The sequence below is a fragment of the Anabaena sp. AL09 genome, assembly GCF_001672255.1.
In the GTDB taxonomy this organism is placed as follows: Bacteria; Cyanobacteriota; Cyanobacteriia; order Cyanobacteriales; family Nostocaceae; genus Dolichospermum; species Dolichospermum lemmermannii.
Window position 1 is genome coordinate 1 of sequence record NZ_LJOQ01000052.1, and the last position, 17414, is coordinate 17414.

Consider the following 17414-nt stretch of genomic DNA (forward strand, 5'->3'; position numbering starts at 1 on the left):
CAACTCCCCGGTTGTTGTAGGCCTTGGCATCGTTAGGATTAAACTTGATAGCTAGGTTGTAATCATCTATTGCTCCTGGCTTATCTCCTAAATCATTACGGACATTTCCCCGGTTGTAGTAGGCATTGGCATAGTTAGGATTAAACTTGATAGCTAGGTTGTAATCATCTATTGCTCCTGGCTTATCTCCTAAATCATTACGGACATTTCCCCGGTTGCTGTAAAATGCTGCACGGGGACTGAGTTCAATGGCTTTATTTATCGCTGCTGCTGCTTCTCTATATTTTTTTAAATCCTTTAAAACTGCCCACTTCTCATTATACAAATTAGGATTATTGGGCTGAAGTTGAATGGCTTGATTTATGGCTGCTAAGGCTTTATCCAGTTGGTTTGATTCTCGATAAACTGCACTTAGCAACAACCAAGCAGGAACAAAATCAGGTTGAGATTGCACCGATTGCTGTAATGCAGTTATAGCCTCTGGATATTCTCCACTCCTAGCTAACGCCAAACCCTTGCCATAATAAGCCAGGTGAATAAACTTTGGTTTTTGCTTAATTGCTGCTTCAAAAGCCTGTATTGCTTCTGGATAACGACGTAACCGCCACAGTTGATTTCCTCTTTCTAACCATTGACTGGCGGTAGTATTGCCTTGGGAAACATCTACTGATAAAATCGCTGTTTTAATAGACCTAACTTTCTGTTGATTTAGTTCTGGTGTTGGGGTGGTTTCTACCTTTTGTGCTTGGGTATTCAGTCGGGTAGCTAATGCCAAAAATGTACTCACCGGAATACCCAAACTATTACCTAATTGGATATTTCCGCCACTACTACTATTATTATCAATAGCAGCTTGTCCCTCAGTTCTGCCATGAATACCAATTACCCGCCCTTGAGAATCTAAAACAGGTCCCCCACTCATGCCGCCAAAGGTGATACTACTATAAACTAATTCATATCCTCCTGTTAAGGAAGCTGCACTTTGGGCTGTACCAGAACTGTTATTGTTAAAATCTGATTGGGTAGTATTTAATAATCCTCTTTCCTGACTATAAATTTGTCCCAATGTGAACCGCCAAGGTGATTTTTCTCCTAACCTGGGATAACCCGCGGTGAACATATATTCATCATCTTTGGTGGGATAATTTGCTAAGGTCGCAACTTGATAATTTTCCCGACTGGTGAATTTAACTACTGCTAAATCTACCCCTTCTTCTAATTTAATCGTGCTTGGTTCTACAGGATATTGTTTACCATCTACTGTGAGGATTTTATAAGTATTTGGCTCACATTTTCCTGGTTTATCTGGTGGTTTACAAACTACATGAGCCGCAGTTAAAACGGTGTAAATATCTCCTTCCTTAGCGATAATTATCCCTGAACCATTACTACCGCTACTACTATCAATTCTGACAGTAATTTGTTGAGCTTTTGCTTCTAATTCTCCTAACCATCCTGTTAACGGTACTTCTGCTATTTGCTGTTTAATATCTGGTAGAGGTAAATTATAAGCGGTGAGAACTTCTGGTCTTACCTGACCTAAAACTGTCCTAATGGGTATTCCCCAACTGAGTTTTCTAAATTCTTGAATTTCTGTATTTGTGGGGCGTTTTCCGTTGGTATAAACATAACCAGAATTGACTAAAGGATAGGAACTAATCCCATTAATTCCCAGGAGATACCCTAGACTACTAATAATTGGACCGCCACTCATTCCCTGTTCAATATCGCTGGTATAACCAATTTCATATCCAGCTTTTAAACTAGGTTGAGAAATTATTTGTTTTACTGTTCCGGTTCTAAATACTATTTCCCCTTTGCTGCTAGAATAGCCGGCGGCTATAATTGGTGTATCTGTATTAATATCGAAACTAGCAATTTCTTTAGGTAGACAATAATTTTGATTAGATGTAAATTGCAGAACAACTAAATCTAGTTTACCAAAATTAGTATTAGGCAAAATTTGGGCTGAATAGATTTGATTGTCAGGTGTTTTAATTTGAACTTTATTAACTCCCAGCAAAACATGAGAGTTGGTAACAACTAAATAGGAATTGCCCTTTTTAGCCAATATTGTTCCTGAACCGCCGTTATTATCACCAATGACTCTGACTGTAATTTGTTTAACAAGGGTTTGGAGTTTTTGTGGTGAATATTCTCCACTTTCGGGGTTATCAGGTTCTAAATTACAGGTAGCCGGGGTAATTTTTTGAGATAAGGAATAGGGAGGATTTGCTAATGTCAATGATGGGAAAAATAGGAATAATAAAGAGGAAATAATAGCAATGTTACGGTTCATGGTAATTGTTGATTAGTAGATGATTTGTAGGGTGCGTTACGCTGTCGCTAACGCACCGTTAAACTCGTTCCCAGACTCCGGCTGGGAATGGGAGTTTGAGGCTCTGCCTCAAATACAGTGAATACAGTGGAGGCAGAGCCTCCTGTGGGCATTCCCCGGCAGAGCAGGGGAACGAGGGAAAGAGATAAAGTCCGTTTTATTTGTGTCGAGAATGGCTATTTTTTAATATTCACAAGTGGGGCATTTTGCAAATATTTACCCACATTCAAATACTTACTATTTCCTGAACTTTGCCAAAGTAGTTCTGAACTTTTACCCTGGGCTATATTCACAAGTTGCTCTAAAACTAATCCTGGGTTACTATTATTTTTTAGGGTAAATAATTGATTGTTAGCATTACAAGTTTGTTCATCACTTGCCACAGCACAAACCACAGGATTACCTTGATTTTCACCCGTTGTCAAGCGATTTAAACGACCTGCTTCATAAAAATTCTGGAACTTTCTAGATACTTGTTGGCAACGTTTTTGGGGAGTCCAACCACCTTTGGCAAAATACTCGGATTTCCAACCAATAAACCGTACGTGACCTTGACGTTCAGGAACCCAAGCAATGGTAGCGGGAACTTTTTCACCACTGGCTGGATCAAATATTTCTTGACAGAAAAATGTGACTTGATTTGGTTGAGCAGAAGCATTATCTTGACTTAAACCAGGATTTATGCTCATGGTTAAGGTCAATGTTGTTAATCCTAAAAAGATGGAAAGTGATTGTAATTTCATGATTTTTGAGTCCTTAATTAAAAAATTGATGTTGATTATCAAAATGTAGGTTGGGTAGAGCAACAGCGAAACCCAACACAGTTAGAACGTTGTTGTTTAAGAATGTTGGGTTTCATTCTTCAACCCAACCTACTCATATTTAGAAATAGCCCGTAAACTATAATTACCAGTTTCCCCCCTTTCGGAAGAATTGGCAATTATTAAATAAATTCCATCTGCTGGTAAAGTAGCGACAATTCTAGCATTAAAATCACCTGCTCCTTTGTCGTCATTTTCAGCAATTTTTTCAATCTTTTTCCCAGCGTCAGATTCAATAACTTGAGATAAGGTTAAGAATGGATTAATCTTCTGACTATCCATTTCAATCACAATTGTTTGACCTGCTTTACCTGAAAATATATAATAATCAGGACTGCCATTTAAACTACCATTAATTACTTGACCATCAAGGGAAATAGTTTTTACAGATGGTTCTTCGGCAGGGAGAGTGGAGATAGGAGAAACTTTTTTTTGTTTGATATCTGCTAAAAAAGATTTGACTTTTGCTCCTGGTTGAGAAAAGTTAATTCCAGTTCCTCCTGGTACAACCGCAACCTGATTACCAGCATCATCAAGAACTGGAGATACAGCTACACTGGTATTAACACCAATAACTTCCCCTTTAGTATTTAATAAAGGTCCGCCAGAGTTTCCAGGATTCAGAGTTGCAGTATGTTGAATAATTCCATCTGGACGAATGCGGCTAATATTTCCTTGAGTACAGGTATCGCGGTTATCAGCAGCCAAGGGACTACCAATAGCAAACACTGGATAACCTACTTTGGCTGTACTAGCAGCTAAACTCAGATGTGGTAAATTTTTACGATTTTGGATTTTTAAGGCTGCTAAATCAACTCCACCCCTAGCAAAACCGATCACATCGGCGGGTACTTGCCTACCATCCCGAAATACCACAGTGACAACGCTAGGACCACGATTAACTACATGAGCGTTGGTAATAATTAAACCATCTTGACTGACAAGGAAACCGCTACCATGTCCATTACCTTTAACAGTGACAACGGCAGCGCCTCCTTTCATGCAAACTCGATTTGCTTCTTCTGCTGGTGATGCTAATACAGTTTTAACGCTAGTCATACCCATGAGGGTACATATAGAAAAAAGCGTCAAAATACCATATCGGTACAATAGATGCTTCATATTAGTTGTGTTCCCTGGTAACTTTACACCCAACCTACTGCCGTGTAAACTTCAAGCCTAACATTGCTTGTTACAGCAGCTTAGTAATTAGACGTAAGTAGCAAATATTTTGTTTCTATCTGGCAAAATATCCCAATAATCCCCTGAATTTGCTCAACTCCTCAAGGATGTAAATGACAATTTGAGTATTGGGAATTGGGGTAATTTACGTTCTGGACAGAACCCCCAATCTCAAAACAAAAACAACCCCCAAATTTGGAGGTTGTGAATTTTTATTTGTGAAAAATCTGATGATTAAAACAAAACTGATTATTTTATGGACATAATACAAACGGAAGCTAGAAAAGCGGCGATCATATAAAACACAGCCACTACTTGCAATTCTGACCAACCAGTTAATTCTAAATGATGATGTAAAGGAGCCATTTTAAATAATCGCTTACCTTTGCCATCTGGTCCTTTTGTCGCTTTATAATAACCAACTTGTGCCATCACAGAGAGAGTTTCGACAAAGAAAATCCCACTCAGAATAAACAGTGCTACTAAAGTATTAGTTAACAGTGCAACCGCAGCTAAAGCGCCACCCAGGGCTAAAGAACCGGTGTCACCCATGAAAACACTAGCCGGGTTGCGATTGTAGGCTAAAAAGCCCAAGCAGCTACCGCTGACAGCAGCACAGAAAACCATCAAATCGGGAGAAGTTGGCGCAATAATCACACCTAATGCGAAAATAGCGATCGCTACTGTTCCCGCTGCTAAACCATCAATCCCATCTGTTAAATTAGTAGCATTGCTCTGGGCAACCAGGACAAAACCCGCCACAGGCCAAAACAACAGTCCTAAAGGTAAGGATAAACCCACCCAAGGTACATGGATATTAGTTATACTAAAATCACCCTTAAATACCAACCACGCACAAAATACCGCCCCAAAGATAACTTGCAAAGCCAACTTCATCTTTGGAGAAATTCCTTTGTTAGACTTCCGACGCAAAATTTGCCAGTCGTCTATCCAGCCAATTAAGCCGTAGCTGAGTGTTAAAGCCGAAACTGCCAGCACATTTTCCGAAAAATCGGATAATATACAAGCAATTATCACCGCTACAGGGATAAAAAATATACCCCCCATAGTTGGTGTTCCCGCCTTTTTGAGATGTGCCTGGGGTCCATCCTCCCGGATGATTTGCCCGGTTTTGAGCGTTTGTAGCAGAGGGATTACCCACTGTCCCAAAATCGCCACACCCACAGCAGATAATAAAAGAGGTAGGGTGAGGGAAGTAGTAGCCCATGGGGTTCTATTTCCCATCCAATCTGAAATCAAGGCTGTCGTACTGAGTAACAAGGCCAGCAAGGAGGCTAACCCAATTCCCGAAAAATTCAAACTTTGATTAGGAGATAATTTAGCGTCCACAAAAAAAAGTCCCTTCACTCCACACTTTAAAAAAACCTCAACAAAATAATCCAACCCGGTTTTGGTTACTAGTTCGCAAGATCCTGCGGTACTAGTCCTCCTCAGCAATTACATCATCGTCATCATCATAGTCAGTATCACCAATTCCGTCGTCTGCGCCCAGAAAATCGGATATTACTTCTACATCTTCCCGCGAGTCGGTGTCATGGATATCACGGGCTATCAATCTGCCACTCAGCCGCAACCAGTCCAACATGGAGGACTCTTGTTTTAAGGGAATAACTGATGCTCGTTGGTTTCGGGGAGCTTCGCGGAGGGGAGAATCTAACATATTAACAATCACACACAAGGGTTTATATAACTAGACATTAAGAGGATGTTTGAAAAGTGGTATTCCGTAATTTTCATCACATTGCTACCCCCCTTAGTCCCCCCTTGTAAAGGGGGGAAACAATAAAATTAGGGTGGGGTAAAAAATATTTGATACATCAACCATAACTTTTCAAACACCCTCTAAGAGTCTATCATTTGATACGAGTTAATTTATTCCTTCATACAACTCTTTAATTGCTGAATCCGAATTAAAGAAAATTTTCATTTAATTAGGGAACGGTAGCCAAAAAGGCATTATTTACGAGTTGTCTGGTTATAGACAAAGAACATTAATATTTTATTAATGCTGTTTCATCATGCAAACTCTTGAGGTACAGGTTAATGATAGGCAAATCAACTCTCATAGATATAATTGTTGGCACAAATCGCGGTTTATTAGCAAATCAGCCACAACAACAAGCTATTTTAGCAGCGATCGCTAACTTAGAAGATTTTAATCCTACACCACGGCCATTAGCAGCTAGTAATTTACTAGAAGGCAACTGGCGACTACTATACACCACAAGCAAAGCTCTATTAAACATAGATCGTTTACCCTTATGTAAACTTGGTCAAATTTACCAATGTATTCGCGGAGAAACCAACAGTATTTATAATATAGCTGAGATCTATGGCATTCCTTTATTTGCAGGATTAGTTAGCGTTGTTGCTAAATTTGAACCAGTCTCAGAACGGCGTGTACAAGTAAAATTCCAACGTTCTATCATCGGGTTACAAAGCCTAATTGGCTATACAACACCAGGAAACTTCATCCAACAAATTGAATTGGGGCAAAAATTTACAGCTTTTGATTTTCCCATTCAAAGTGAACAACAAGGTTGGTTAGATATTACTTATATAGATGATGATCTCCGGATTGGCAGGGGGAACGAAGGTAGTGTTTTTGTATTAAGTAAGACATAAGACATTTTGCAAGGGGTATTTGGGAATGAGGTTAATCTATTATAGGTACTTTGTCAAGGGGTAAATTAAGAAGATTAACAACTTATTCCCCATGAAAATTCACCAATTTGACAAATAACTTAACAAAACCACAAGCCAACACCTTCAGGATGTAGAGTGAGAACAATCAGCCCTACTTTAACGGCATTCATACTTCAAAAGGGAAGATCCATCATGGTTCAACGTGGTTCTAAAGTACGTATTCTCCGCCCTGAGTCCTACTGGTTTCAGGATCTTGGTACAGTGGTTTCTGTTGACAAAAGCGCCATCAAATACCCTGTAATTGTTCGCTTTGAGAAAGTTAACTATTCTAATCTCAATACCAACAACTTTGCTGTAGATGAGTTAATTGAGGTCGAAGCACCTAAACCCAAAGCCGCAGCAAAATAAACAGCCAAGCATCAAGGGGATTGTTTAATGGGATAATAGGAGGAGATGTCAAGGTGAAAATCTTGCCCATTTCCTCTCGTTGACCATACCTGCCCCTAAAAATATTATTTGCTTGAATGCCTGAACTGCCTGAAGTTGAAACGGTCCGCCGGGGTTTAAATCAATTAACCCTGAGTCAAGAAATCACGGGAGGAGATGTGTTGCTACAACGCACCATCGCTTATACGGCTTCCGTTGATGAGTTTATTAATAAAATTAAAGGCAATACCATTGCTACCTGGCATCGTCGTGGTAAATATCTCCTCGCTGAACTTTCCTCCCCTTCCCCCAGTTATTTAGGAGTTCACCTCCGCATGACCGGTCAGTTACTTTGGTTAACCCAAGATCAACCTTTACACAAACACACCAGAGTGAGGTTATTTTTTGGGGAAAGGCAAGAATTACGCTTTGTTGACCAGCGCACCTTCGGGCAAATGTGGTATGTTCCTGATGATGTAGCTGTAGAAAGTATTATTACAGGTTTGGCGAAATTGGCAGTTGACCCCTTTTCCCCAGAGTTCACTGTAGAGTATTTAGCCGATAAATTAAAAAAATCCCGTCGTCCCATTAAAACTGGATTATTAGATCAGTCAATGGTGGCAGGATTAGGTAATATTTATGCAGATGAAGCTTTGTTTAAAAGTGGGATTTTACCAACAACTCTTTGTACAGAATTGCAACTTCCAAAAATTGAACTTTTGCGAACTGCAATTATTCAAGTTTTATCAGCGAGTATTGCGGTAGGTGGGACAACTTTTAGTAATTTCTTGAGTGTTAAAGGCGTTAACGGTAATTATGGCGGTGAAGCGTGGGTTTATAATCGCACCGGCGAACCTTGTAAGGTTTGTGGTAACGTGATCCAACGGATTAAGTTAGGTGGGCGTTCTAGTCATTTTTGTTCTCAATGTCAAAGTTAAGTAGGTTAGCATTGAAAACTAAATTACTTTTCTTCCTGCATACTTCTCACAATTTTCGTCACCATTTTCCTAGGAATAAACCGCACACATTTTGACATCAGTTTGTTCATAAAACCAGGAATAATAATGATTTTCCCCTTCATTAAAGCATCATATCCCATCTGAGCTACAGTTTCCGCATCCATCATATTTTTACCCTTGAGCATTTTAGAATCTGCCATGCCGGTTCTTTCATGAAAAGCAGATGCCGTTGAACCTGGACAAAGAACTGTGACGGTGACACCTGTACCTTCTAATTCATTAGCGATCGCTTCGGAGAATGATAAAATATAGGCTTTGGTGGCAAAATAAACTGCCATTAATGGACCTGGTTGAAAAGCAGCGGCAGAAGAAACATTTAATATTTTCCCATAACCTTGTTTAACCATGTCTTTGAGAAATAATTTTGTTAAATGAGTTAAACAAACTAAATTTACTTGCAGCATTTCTAGTTCATTATTTAAGTTAGTTTCATTAAATAATCCATAAGTACCAAATCCGGCATTATTTACCAGGATATCAACTTTAATACCAGCTTCTTGTAATTCCGAGAAAATTTCTTCAGGAGATGTAGATATAGATAAATCTTTGATAATAGGTTTAACAGAAATTCCAAATTCTTCTACAAAATCAACAGCTATTTTTGTGAGTTTTTCTCCTACTCTATCTACTAATACAAGATTATAATTATTATGAGCAAAAATCCGGGCTAACTGATAACCAATCCCATTAGCTGAACCCGTAATTAAAACTGTTCCCTGGCATTTTATGTTCATTTTACAAAAAGTGAATTAGCTGGAATTGGCACGGATAAATCTTACCAACACCATTATACTAAATAAAAATTAAGCTGCTTATAATTAAGATTTCCAGAATAATTGACCGCAGATAAACGCAGATGAACGCGGATAAATACGGATAAAATAATGGATTTCATAATTATATGCAGCCTCACATGAAATTGATATTAGGCAAGACTTAGGAAACCAGTCTGTACTAAATAAGATGTGTAAGTCATCAACAATTGAGAATCAATAGGTGGACAAACAATAGAACTTTCTTTTAGTGCTTCTAGGGTTTCTTCACAACTAATAATTGGTCTTCTCGCTTGTAAATACAAATCAGGAATAGTGATTTGTTCATCTGACCAACGTTCTAGTAAAAATGGCCGCAAAGTATATAAAGGATTGTCTTGAGATGTGACATTATTAATTAATTCTGCTTGCCATTCTTCGTAGGGAATCATCTTCAGTGAGAATCCGAAAGAACGCACCCAATCAACTAAAGATTTTAAGGAAGCAGGTTGAGGATGTTGTAAATGGAAAGCCTTACCTACAGATGTTTCTTGTCGAGAAAGATAAACAACTGATTTGCTGACATAATCAACAGGAGACATATCCAACATATAATCTACATCAGGGAAAGACCCCATTTGCAGACAACCTTTAATCATTAAATTGATGAAATCATGGGTATTACAAATTCCAGTTTGACTATCTCCAGAAATTAAAGGAGGTCTATGAATAGTAATAGGTAATCCTCGACTACCAGCAATTTTTACTAATTTTTCTGCTACCCATTTAGTTTGGGAATAACCGAGGAAAATACCTTCCCAGTCATGAAAATCATCTTCTTCTTTAACTAACTTACCAGCATAAGCCGTTGATTCAAAAACAGCCACACTAGAAACATAATGCAATGGCTTAACTTTAGTTTGACAAGCTAACCGCAAAACTTCCTGTGTACCCAAAACATTCGCTGTTTTTAATGCTGAGTAAGGATAAACATAATTCAGCAAAGCGGCACTATGATAAATAGTATCAATGTTAGCAGCTAGATTTTCAAATTGTTCTGCACTAATCCCCAAATGTGGCTGTGCTAAATCACCAATTATAGGAATAATTCTGCCACTATAATGATCTTGCCAAATGCCATATTGTTGCAAATTATTTTCTAATTTGCTTTTACCTTCTTCCAAACTACTAGCACGGACTAAGCAATAAAGAGTTGCGTTCGATACTTCTAGTAATTCCTTGATCATGAAAGCGCCTAAATAACCTGTTCCTCCGGTTAAAAAGATGTTTTTAGGGTTAGTAACAGAAACAGCAGTACCTACGGGTTGAATAGTGGGGTCTAGGACAGCTTCCGCAGCCAAATCTAGCAGAGGAGGAGCAAAATTAACAGGAGAATTTGTCCCAGACCCTGCATCTTTTACTTGAGAATCATCACTTGATTCGTCTGCTAATCGCTGAGAAAGGGCAGCAATGTTAGGATAATGCCAAAGTAAAATAGGAGAGGGCTTAAATCCTAGTAATTCTTCTAATTTACTAATGATCATCATGGCTTGAGCAGAATCCAAACCATAATTTTCTAAGTTTTCGTCAACATCAATTTCTGCGGTTTCGACTCCGACAACTTCCGCAAGATGAGAAACTAGAAATGCTTGAATACTTTCAGCATTATAAGACTGTTTTAAATTCATTTTTTACTTCTCCAATGTAGAAGGAATTGGTTGATATTGACTGTAATAAGCAGGCATTTGTAAACCCTGCATTTTTAAACTGTGACTACGATATAAAAATGCTGTCCCCTTCATAATTTGGTCAGCAACATCAACAACATGACGCTGATTAGGTTCTGACAAATAAGAGCCACGCACCCAGTCATTAAAGCCACCCATAGCTGGTCCACACCATATTTGATAATCAACTTCCCGACCTTTTTCACCAGTGCTAGACCAGCGGGAAGATAACCCTAAATACCAGCGAAAGATTACAGCCATTTTCAATTTAGGATTATTAACAGCTTTACCCAATTTTTCAGGATTCTTTTGGGATAAATAAGCCGCTGCACCTTCCCAAACTTCCGCAAGACTTTTACGGAAAATTTGTTTTTCTAGCTTATCTTTTTCGGCTGCGGGAATCTGTTCAATAGAGTCGTAAGTGCGATATAATTCATACAATTTTTGCGCTCGCATGGGGAACATTGTCCCGCGTTTGAGAACTTGTAATTTGACTCCCATTTCAAACATATCGGCTGCGGGAGCCATGATCATATCTGCCATTTCGGCTTGTGCTAATAATTTTTTAGTATGTTCACAAGCACCAGATTCCACACAAGATTGATTAATTGAACCCGTCATTATATAAGCAGCACCCATCATAAAACCAGCTAAAGCTGCTTCTGGTGTACCAATGCCTCCAGCTACGCCAATTCTAATAGGAACTGAGTAATTATATTGGGCTTGAATTTCATCTCTGAGGGCAATAATTGAAGGTAATAAACATACTAAAGGACGATTATCTGTATGCCCACCAGAATCAGCCTCCACGGTAATATCATCAGCCATTGGCACTTGTCTTGCCAAATTAGCTTGCAATTCTGTAATTAGTCCTTGCTCAAGTAATTCTTTGAGGATTCTTTCTGGTGCTGGTTGCAAAAATTTAGTCGCAACTTCCCGACGGGAAACTTTAGCAATGACCTTATTTCTGATATCAATTTGATTAGCTGCATTTAATCTTAACCCAGCAACTCGATAATAAACGATGTTAGGAGTTAAGTCTAAAAATGCTGATGCTTCTACAGTTCTGACACCATATTTCAAATATAAATCTACAGCCCGACGTTCAATAGCTGGTTCATTAGGACTGTGAATTAAATTGAAAGCGTAGGGTCCATGAGGTAATGCTTGTTGAATAGTATTAATCGCACTTTCTAACCGTTCTGGAAGTAAACCACCTGCACCAAAGGAACTTAAAATCTTCTCTTTTCCCAGAGCAATTACCATTTCTTCGGAAGCAATACCCCCAGCCATTGCTCCGGTCATATAGGCGTATTTTACACCATAAGCAGCGAGAAAACTAGGGTCGCCAAGTTGTTGTAATCGGAGGGGAGGGAGTGAGATTAAAAGTTCTGCTTGTCCAGATGAAACATTATCATTAGGTGCTAAATAACCATCATTAGTAGCACCAATTTTCCCGGATATTTTAATAATATAGCAGGGTTTATCTGATGTTAATAGTTTATCTTTAATGCCACTTTTTTCAAAGCTAACACAATCTAATGAACCTTTCCAAATTTGGTTTTGATGATTACAGGTGAAAAATCCAAGTCCATTATCATGTTTATTTAGTACCGTCTCGATTGTTGTCACGGTAGTTATTCCTCAATTTATAAGCAGGGTATTTGAAATGAAGTAAAAAAATTGGCGTTGCTGATCAAATATATGAATATGTTTCGCGCAAAGACGCAAAGGAGCTAAGGCGCAAAGTTTGAGATTTTGCGTGGTGTAGCCATATTTTTCACGTCAATTTAGCAACGCCGATTTTTGGTTATTTTTCTTCGTTGAGTAGGTTTTGAGCGCAAGCTAGTTGTAATTGAATGATTTCGCTCATTTGTTGACTAAAATCTTGTCTAGCTGCTAAGAAACTTGTGTGTGTTTTAGTTAATTTGGCGGTGTTGTTACTCAGATTTTGATACTGAGCAATTTTTAAATCATTCATGCTAATTTTTCCACTAGATTCTTGATTTATGTTTTGCTTAATGATTTTTGTTGACTCAAAGAATTTTAGTTTCTTTGACAATTCTAAACCGTTCTCCATGATCGTTTTAATGGTATTTTTCTGTGGTTTGGGTTGGGGTTTGGGGTAAATTTCTGTGGGTGCTATTTTCTCCGATGTCTGTAGGGAATTGATGATTTTATACTCTTGATGAGTAGAAATTGTTTGCTTTTGGTTATTAGCAAATATTTGGCTATTTTCTGCATTCAAAATTGCAGAAGTCATGGAATTACCACCTAATGTAACTTTCCTCAGTGCAGCTTTTTTCTGTTGGGTGTTTTCTGAAGATAGGTTATATAAAGGAGCGAGATTTAAGTTTACTTGATGACTCAATAGTTTTGCTAATGCTTTAATTAGGGAACTATGGTCATCTGTACCCCGTCTATTTAGGGATACGGTAAGATGTTCTTGATTACCCAGATTTTTATCTATCCAGCGTGAACAAATACCACCTGCACCGGCTTCAATAAAGATTTTTGCTCCGTCACCATAGACACGATTAACTAAGCGGGGAAAGTCGAGTTGTTGACATAATCCTGTGGCAATATTGTGGGCAATTTGGTTGCTTTCAATTTCAATTGATTGATATTCAGCAGCGGAGTAAAACTTGATTCCGGGTATTTTTTGTGCTGGTAATGTGTATAAGGTTTCTAGTTCTTGAGATTCTGATTGCATTGCTTGACAATGAATCACATGATCAAAAGGAGCAGGAAAAGAATTACAACCCAGGGTTTTAATTACTCGCTCACAAGCTGCTGGTTCTCCAGCAATTAATACTTCTTCTGGGGTATTAATCTGTGTCAAATAAAGGTGATCTTCATTTTTTAAACATTCTCTAACTTGGGCTGGACTAGCCATGAGAACGTAGTTAGCCCATAACTTATTTTCTGGATTTGTGTCAGTTTTTGGTAGTCCCCAATACTCACGGACAGCGTTTTTGGAACCAGATAATCTATCTCCAAATAAGGCTGATGAATTAAAGGTATGACTAACTTCATAAAAATTGCTCCATACTCCTTGAGCAACCATCATGCTAGTTTCACCTAAACTATATCCGAAGACATATTTAGGTTTAATGTTAAAATCCTCGGTGATAATTGTGGACATTAATCTGGTAAAAAGCACTTCTGCTTCAAACATTGCTAAGGAATCATCCAGCAATTTCTTTTCTAGTGTTTCTAATTGTCGAGTTGATAATTTACTCAAACTTCTGGGAAATACCAATTTTTCCACATCTGCTGCTCGTTCGTCAAGACTTTTGATAATGACATCATCTAAGACTTTAGGAAATAAACGGAAAAGACTCCGACCAATACCTAAATAAGTATTAACAGCAGCGGGATAAACAAAGGCAATTTCTCCATTTTTACCCAGGGGTTTGGGTGTGAAATAACTACCTATGGGAGTCTGCCAATCTTTGCCATTTGCAAAGGCATTAGTTACACCTTTTTTAGCTGAATTAATTTCTTTAATTAATTCTTTTTGGTTGCGTCCAGTTAGGGAAAGTGTATATTTGCTGTCAGAATTTTGTTGAAATTTAACAAAGGTTTGACTCGCAATATTTTTGAGAGAATCAGCATTTTCAATTGTTGCTTGCAAATGATCCAACGCTGCTAATAAGCTAGATTGATCATCTGCTGCAATGGGGAATAAATGCAAAGGTCTTGATTCTAAATATGTGCTGGTGCGTTCTGGTTGTGCGGTTTCTTCTGATAAGATGATATGGGCAAAAGAACCGTCACAACCAATACTATTAATCGCGGAAATTCGAGATTTGACCTCTTTTTGCAAAAACCAAGGTCTGGACTCAGTTGCAACATAGAAAGGACTACCTTCCCATACTTGCGGTGTTTTGACACCAGACCAATTGGGAGTTCCGGGAATATATCTGTGATAAATACTCAGTGCAGTTTTAATTAAACTAGCAATTCCTGACGCAACGAAGGTATGACCAATATTTGCTTTAACGCTACCTATAGCGCAGTGTAACCCATCACCAACGGCAGGATAAGCTTGAAGGATACCGTTAATTTCGGCTTCGTCTTCTGCGGGAATACCACTAGCGCAGACTTCCAAATAATTAACTTTTGTGGGTTCAATTCCTGCTTGTTGAAAAGCCTGTTGACATACTTGGCTAATGGTATGGCTATCTACAGCCATTGAGGGAGCTTGACCAATGCTAATACCATCAATTACTGCATAGATACGTTGGTTATTTGCTAACGCCGTATCATGGCGTTTAAGAACAACTGCACCTGCACCTTCTCCCACATTCCAACCATTAGCTTTTTCGTCAAAACTTAAAGTATTGACTCCTGTATTAATTGTGCCAAATTGACTTCGCAATAAGACATTTTCTACCCCTCCTGCTAAGTCAACAGCACCCACAACTACAGCATCTACTTCATTAGTATCTAGCAGCATTTGCGCTAGTTCTAGGGCTTTAAAAGCGGCTGTTTCGACGGCACTAATGGTAAAAGATGGACCAGAAAAATTCCATAAAGAGGAAATCCGACTAGCCATAATATTGGTAACGTAACTCAGATATTCACTCAATTCAACTTGATTGTGAATACTATCTTGAACAATGCCTTCTAGTTGATTGATTTTTTCTGGTGATAAGGCAATTTCTGCCCCATTCAAACCATCTTTTATTTGCCAATATGAATTCCATCTTTGTTGGAGTTGATGTACAGATAATTCTGTATCTGCGGCGATAATTACCGCTACATTACTATTAGGTGAAAGTCCGGCATCTTTGAGGGCGCGGTCAGCAACTCTTAATAATAAAAGTTGTTGAGAGTTGATTTTTTCAACTTCATTAGGAGGAATTTTGTAAGCTAAAGTATCAACTTCAAAATTATCAATATATGCTCCTTGGGGGACTTTTCCTGCTTCTAAACCATACTCGCGCAGTAAATTTTCTTGTTCATTAATACCATGCCATCTTGATTCTGGTAGAGGAATAAAATGCTGTTTTCCATCATAAATGCTGCTCTCAAAGGCATCTAATTCTTGACATTCTCCAAAAAAGGCATCCATGCCCACAATTGCCATTTTTGCAGTCTTATTTTGCTGAATATTCATTTGCTTACTTCCCCTGTTCTAGAATGATATGAGAGTTTGTTCCACCAAAACCAAACGCACTTAAAGCTACTCTTTTAGTTTCTTGACTCGGCCATTTCGTCGGCGTTCTAACAATGTTTTTTGGAGAGACAACATTGTTTTCAGAACCTATGGGTTGAGTCACATGAATAGTTGGAGGAATAACCCCATGAGACATACTTAAAATTGTCTTGGTTATGCCTACCATGCCAGCAGCCACAAGTAAATGACCAACATTTGTTTTGGTTGAACCTACTAATGGTGCTGCTTTATATGGACTAAAAAAGCCTTCAATTGAGTTACATTCTGTGGTATCTCCCAATAGAGTGCCGGTAGCATGACACTCTAAATAATCAATAGTTTGGGGGTTAAGTTTAGCCTCTGAATAAGCTCTTTGATATGCCAGAGTTTGCCCTTGAGGATTAGGACTAAGAAGGTGTTTACCTTTGCCATCATTAGATAGTCCATTACCGCAAATTGTTGCCAGGATTTTGTCACCATCTCTCACAGCATCACTGTATCTTTTGAGCATTACCATGCCAATTCCTTCGGAGGTAATTAACCCGCGTGATGACTTATCGAGAGGACGACTAATGCCATTATCTGGATATCCTTGAATACCAGAAAATAACATTCTGACAAATAATGGATCTGAACAACTAATTGCACCAGCTAACATCAAATCTGCTTTGCCAGATTGTAGATAATGAGATGCTAATTTAATGGCGTAAAATGATGACGAACAAGCAGCATCTATACAGAAATGAGTTGCAGATAAAGAAAAGGCTTTGGAAACTATAGCAGCGGGTAAACCGGAAACCATGGCATTGTATGGAGAGACTTTTGTGGAGGTTGATGAACCACCTAAATGAAAGTCTTTTTCCTGTAATAGTTCACTAATTGCAGGTTGAATATTTTGCCGATAAATAGGAGCAAATAGACTATTAGAAGTTTTGGTTGGTAATCCCAAAGTTCCTAAAACTACGCCACATTTTGCAAGTGCAGTTTGATTTCCCAGATAGCCACTTTGAATAATGGCTTGTTTGGCAGCGTACAATGACCATTTAAAGGTATTATCTAAGCTTTCAACAAATGCCGCAGGTAAGTTATACTCGTTGGCCTCAAATTTAAAGTCGCGGATAAATCCACCTTTTTGAAAGTAGAATTTTTCCGGTTTACCTTTGGTTTCATCGTAGAATATAGCGGGATCTATTCCCAAATCCGCTACAGTTATAGATGATGTGGAATCTTTCTCTGCGGTGAGATTCTGCCAAAATTCTTCAGGATTATTAGCATCGGGAAATAGGCAAGATAACCCGATGATTGCTATTTTTTCCAC

General features: G+C 38.5%; 13 protein-coding genes. 3 read left to right on the top strand and 10 right to left on the bottom strand.

The annotated features are described in order from the left end of the window. From AN490_RS10305 to AN490_RS10325, 5 genes are all read right to left on the bottom strand, one after another. On the bottom strand, window positions 1-2299 hold a 2299-nt coding region (locus AN490_RS10305; protein WP_300002704.1), incomplete at its 3' end, for a tetratricopeptide repeat-containing serine protease family protein. 215 nt (window positions 2300-2514) lie between these two features. Beyond that, on the bottom strand, window positions 2515-3081 hold the full coding sequence (locus tag AN490_RS10310) for a COP23 domain-containing protein (RefSeq protein WP_300002707.1): 567 nt from the start codon (window positions 3079-3081) through the stop codon (window positions 2515-2517). A 129-nt stretch (window positions 3082-3210) separates the two neighbouring features. Then, complete coding sequence (locus AN490_RS10315; RefSeq protein WP_300002710.1) at window positions 3211-4281, bottom strand: trypsin-like peptidase domain-containing protein; 1071 nt, start codon at window positions 4279-4281, stop codon at window positions 3211-3213. Window positions 4282-4590: 309 nt separating this feature from the next. After that, complete coding sequence (gene mraY, locus AN490_RS10320; protein WP_148766213.1) at window positions 4591-5691, bottom strand: phospho-N-acetylmuramoyl-pentapeptide-transferase; 1101 nt, start codon at window positions 5689-5691, stop codon at window positions 4591-4593. A 91-nt stretch (window positions 5692-5782) separates the two neighbouring features. Then, on the bottom strand, window positions 5783-6022 hold the full coding sequence (locus tag AN490_RS10325; protein WP_168695380.1) for a DUF3134 domain-containing protein: 240 nt from the start codon (window positions 6020-6022) through the stop codon (window positions 5783-5785). Between the two features lie 383 nt (window positions 6023-6405). Here AN490_RS10325 and AN490_RS10330 point away from each other — a divergent pair, with 383 nt between their 5' ends. The 3 genes from AN490_RS10330 (at window position 6406) to AN490_RS10340 (ending at window position 8372) form a co-directional block, all read left to right on the top strand. Continuing rightward, window positions 6406-6987, top strand: a complete 582-nt coding sequence (locus tag AN490_RS10330; protein ID WP_300002715.1) for a PAP/fibrillin family protein — start codon at window positions 6406-6408, stop codon at window positions 6985-6987. A 213-nt stretch (window positions 6988-7200) separates the two neighbouring features. Further along, window positions 7201-7416: a photosystem I reaction center subunit IV gene (locus AN490_RS10335; protein ID WP_213710460.1), complete on the top strand. Its 216-nt coding sequence runs from the start codon at window positions 7201-7203 to the stop codon at window positions 7414-7416. A gap of 116 nt (window positions 7417-7532) precedes the next feature. Next, complete coding sequence (locus tag AN490_RS10340; RefSeq protein ID WP_300002718.1) at window positions 7533-8372, top strand: DNA-formamidopyrimidine glycosylase; 840 nt, start codon at window positions 7533-7535, stop codon at window positions 8370-8372. A 23-nt stretch (window positions 8373-8395) separates the two neighbouring features. Here AN490_RS10340 and AN490_RS10345 read toward each other — a convergent pair whose 3' ends face one another. The 5 genes from AN490_RS10345 to AN490_RS10365 all read right to left on the bottom strand — a co-directional run bounded on the left by AN490_RS10345 (window position 8396) and on the right by AN490_RS10365 (window position 17414). Then, window positions 8396-9187: an SDR family oxidoreductase gene (locus AN490_RS10345; protein WP_300002723.1), complete on the bottom strand. Its 792-nt coding sequence runs from the start codon at window positions 9185-9187 to the stop codon at window positions 8396-8398. Between the two features lie 191 nt (window positions 9188-9378). After that, window positions 9379-10893, bottom strand: coding sequence for a thioester reductase domain-containing protein (locus AN490_RS10350; RefSeq protein WP_300002726.1), 1515 nt, complete (start codon window positions 10891-10893; stop codon window positions 9379-9381). Window positions 10894-10896: 3 nt separating this feature from the next. Continuing rightward, a complete protein-coding gene (locus AN490_RS10355; protein ID WP_300002729.1) occupies window positions 10897-12564 on the bottom strand; it encodes a PfaD family polyunsaturated fatty acid/polyketide biosynthesis protein in 1668 nt (555 codons plus the stop codon). A gap of 178 nt (window positions 12565-12742) precedes the next feature. After that, window positions 12743-16057, bottom strand: a complete 3315-nt coding sequence (locus tag AN490_RS10360; protein WP_300002732.1) for a type I polyketide synthase — start codon at window positions 16055-16057, stop codon at window positions 12743-12745. 4 nt (window positions 16058-16061) lie between these two features. Next, a complete protein-coding gene (locus AN490_RS10365; RefSeq protein ID WP_300002735.1) occupies window positions 16062-17414 on the bottom strand; it encodes a polyketide synthase in 1353 nt (450 codons plus the stop codon).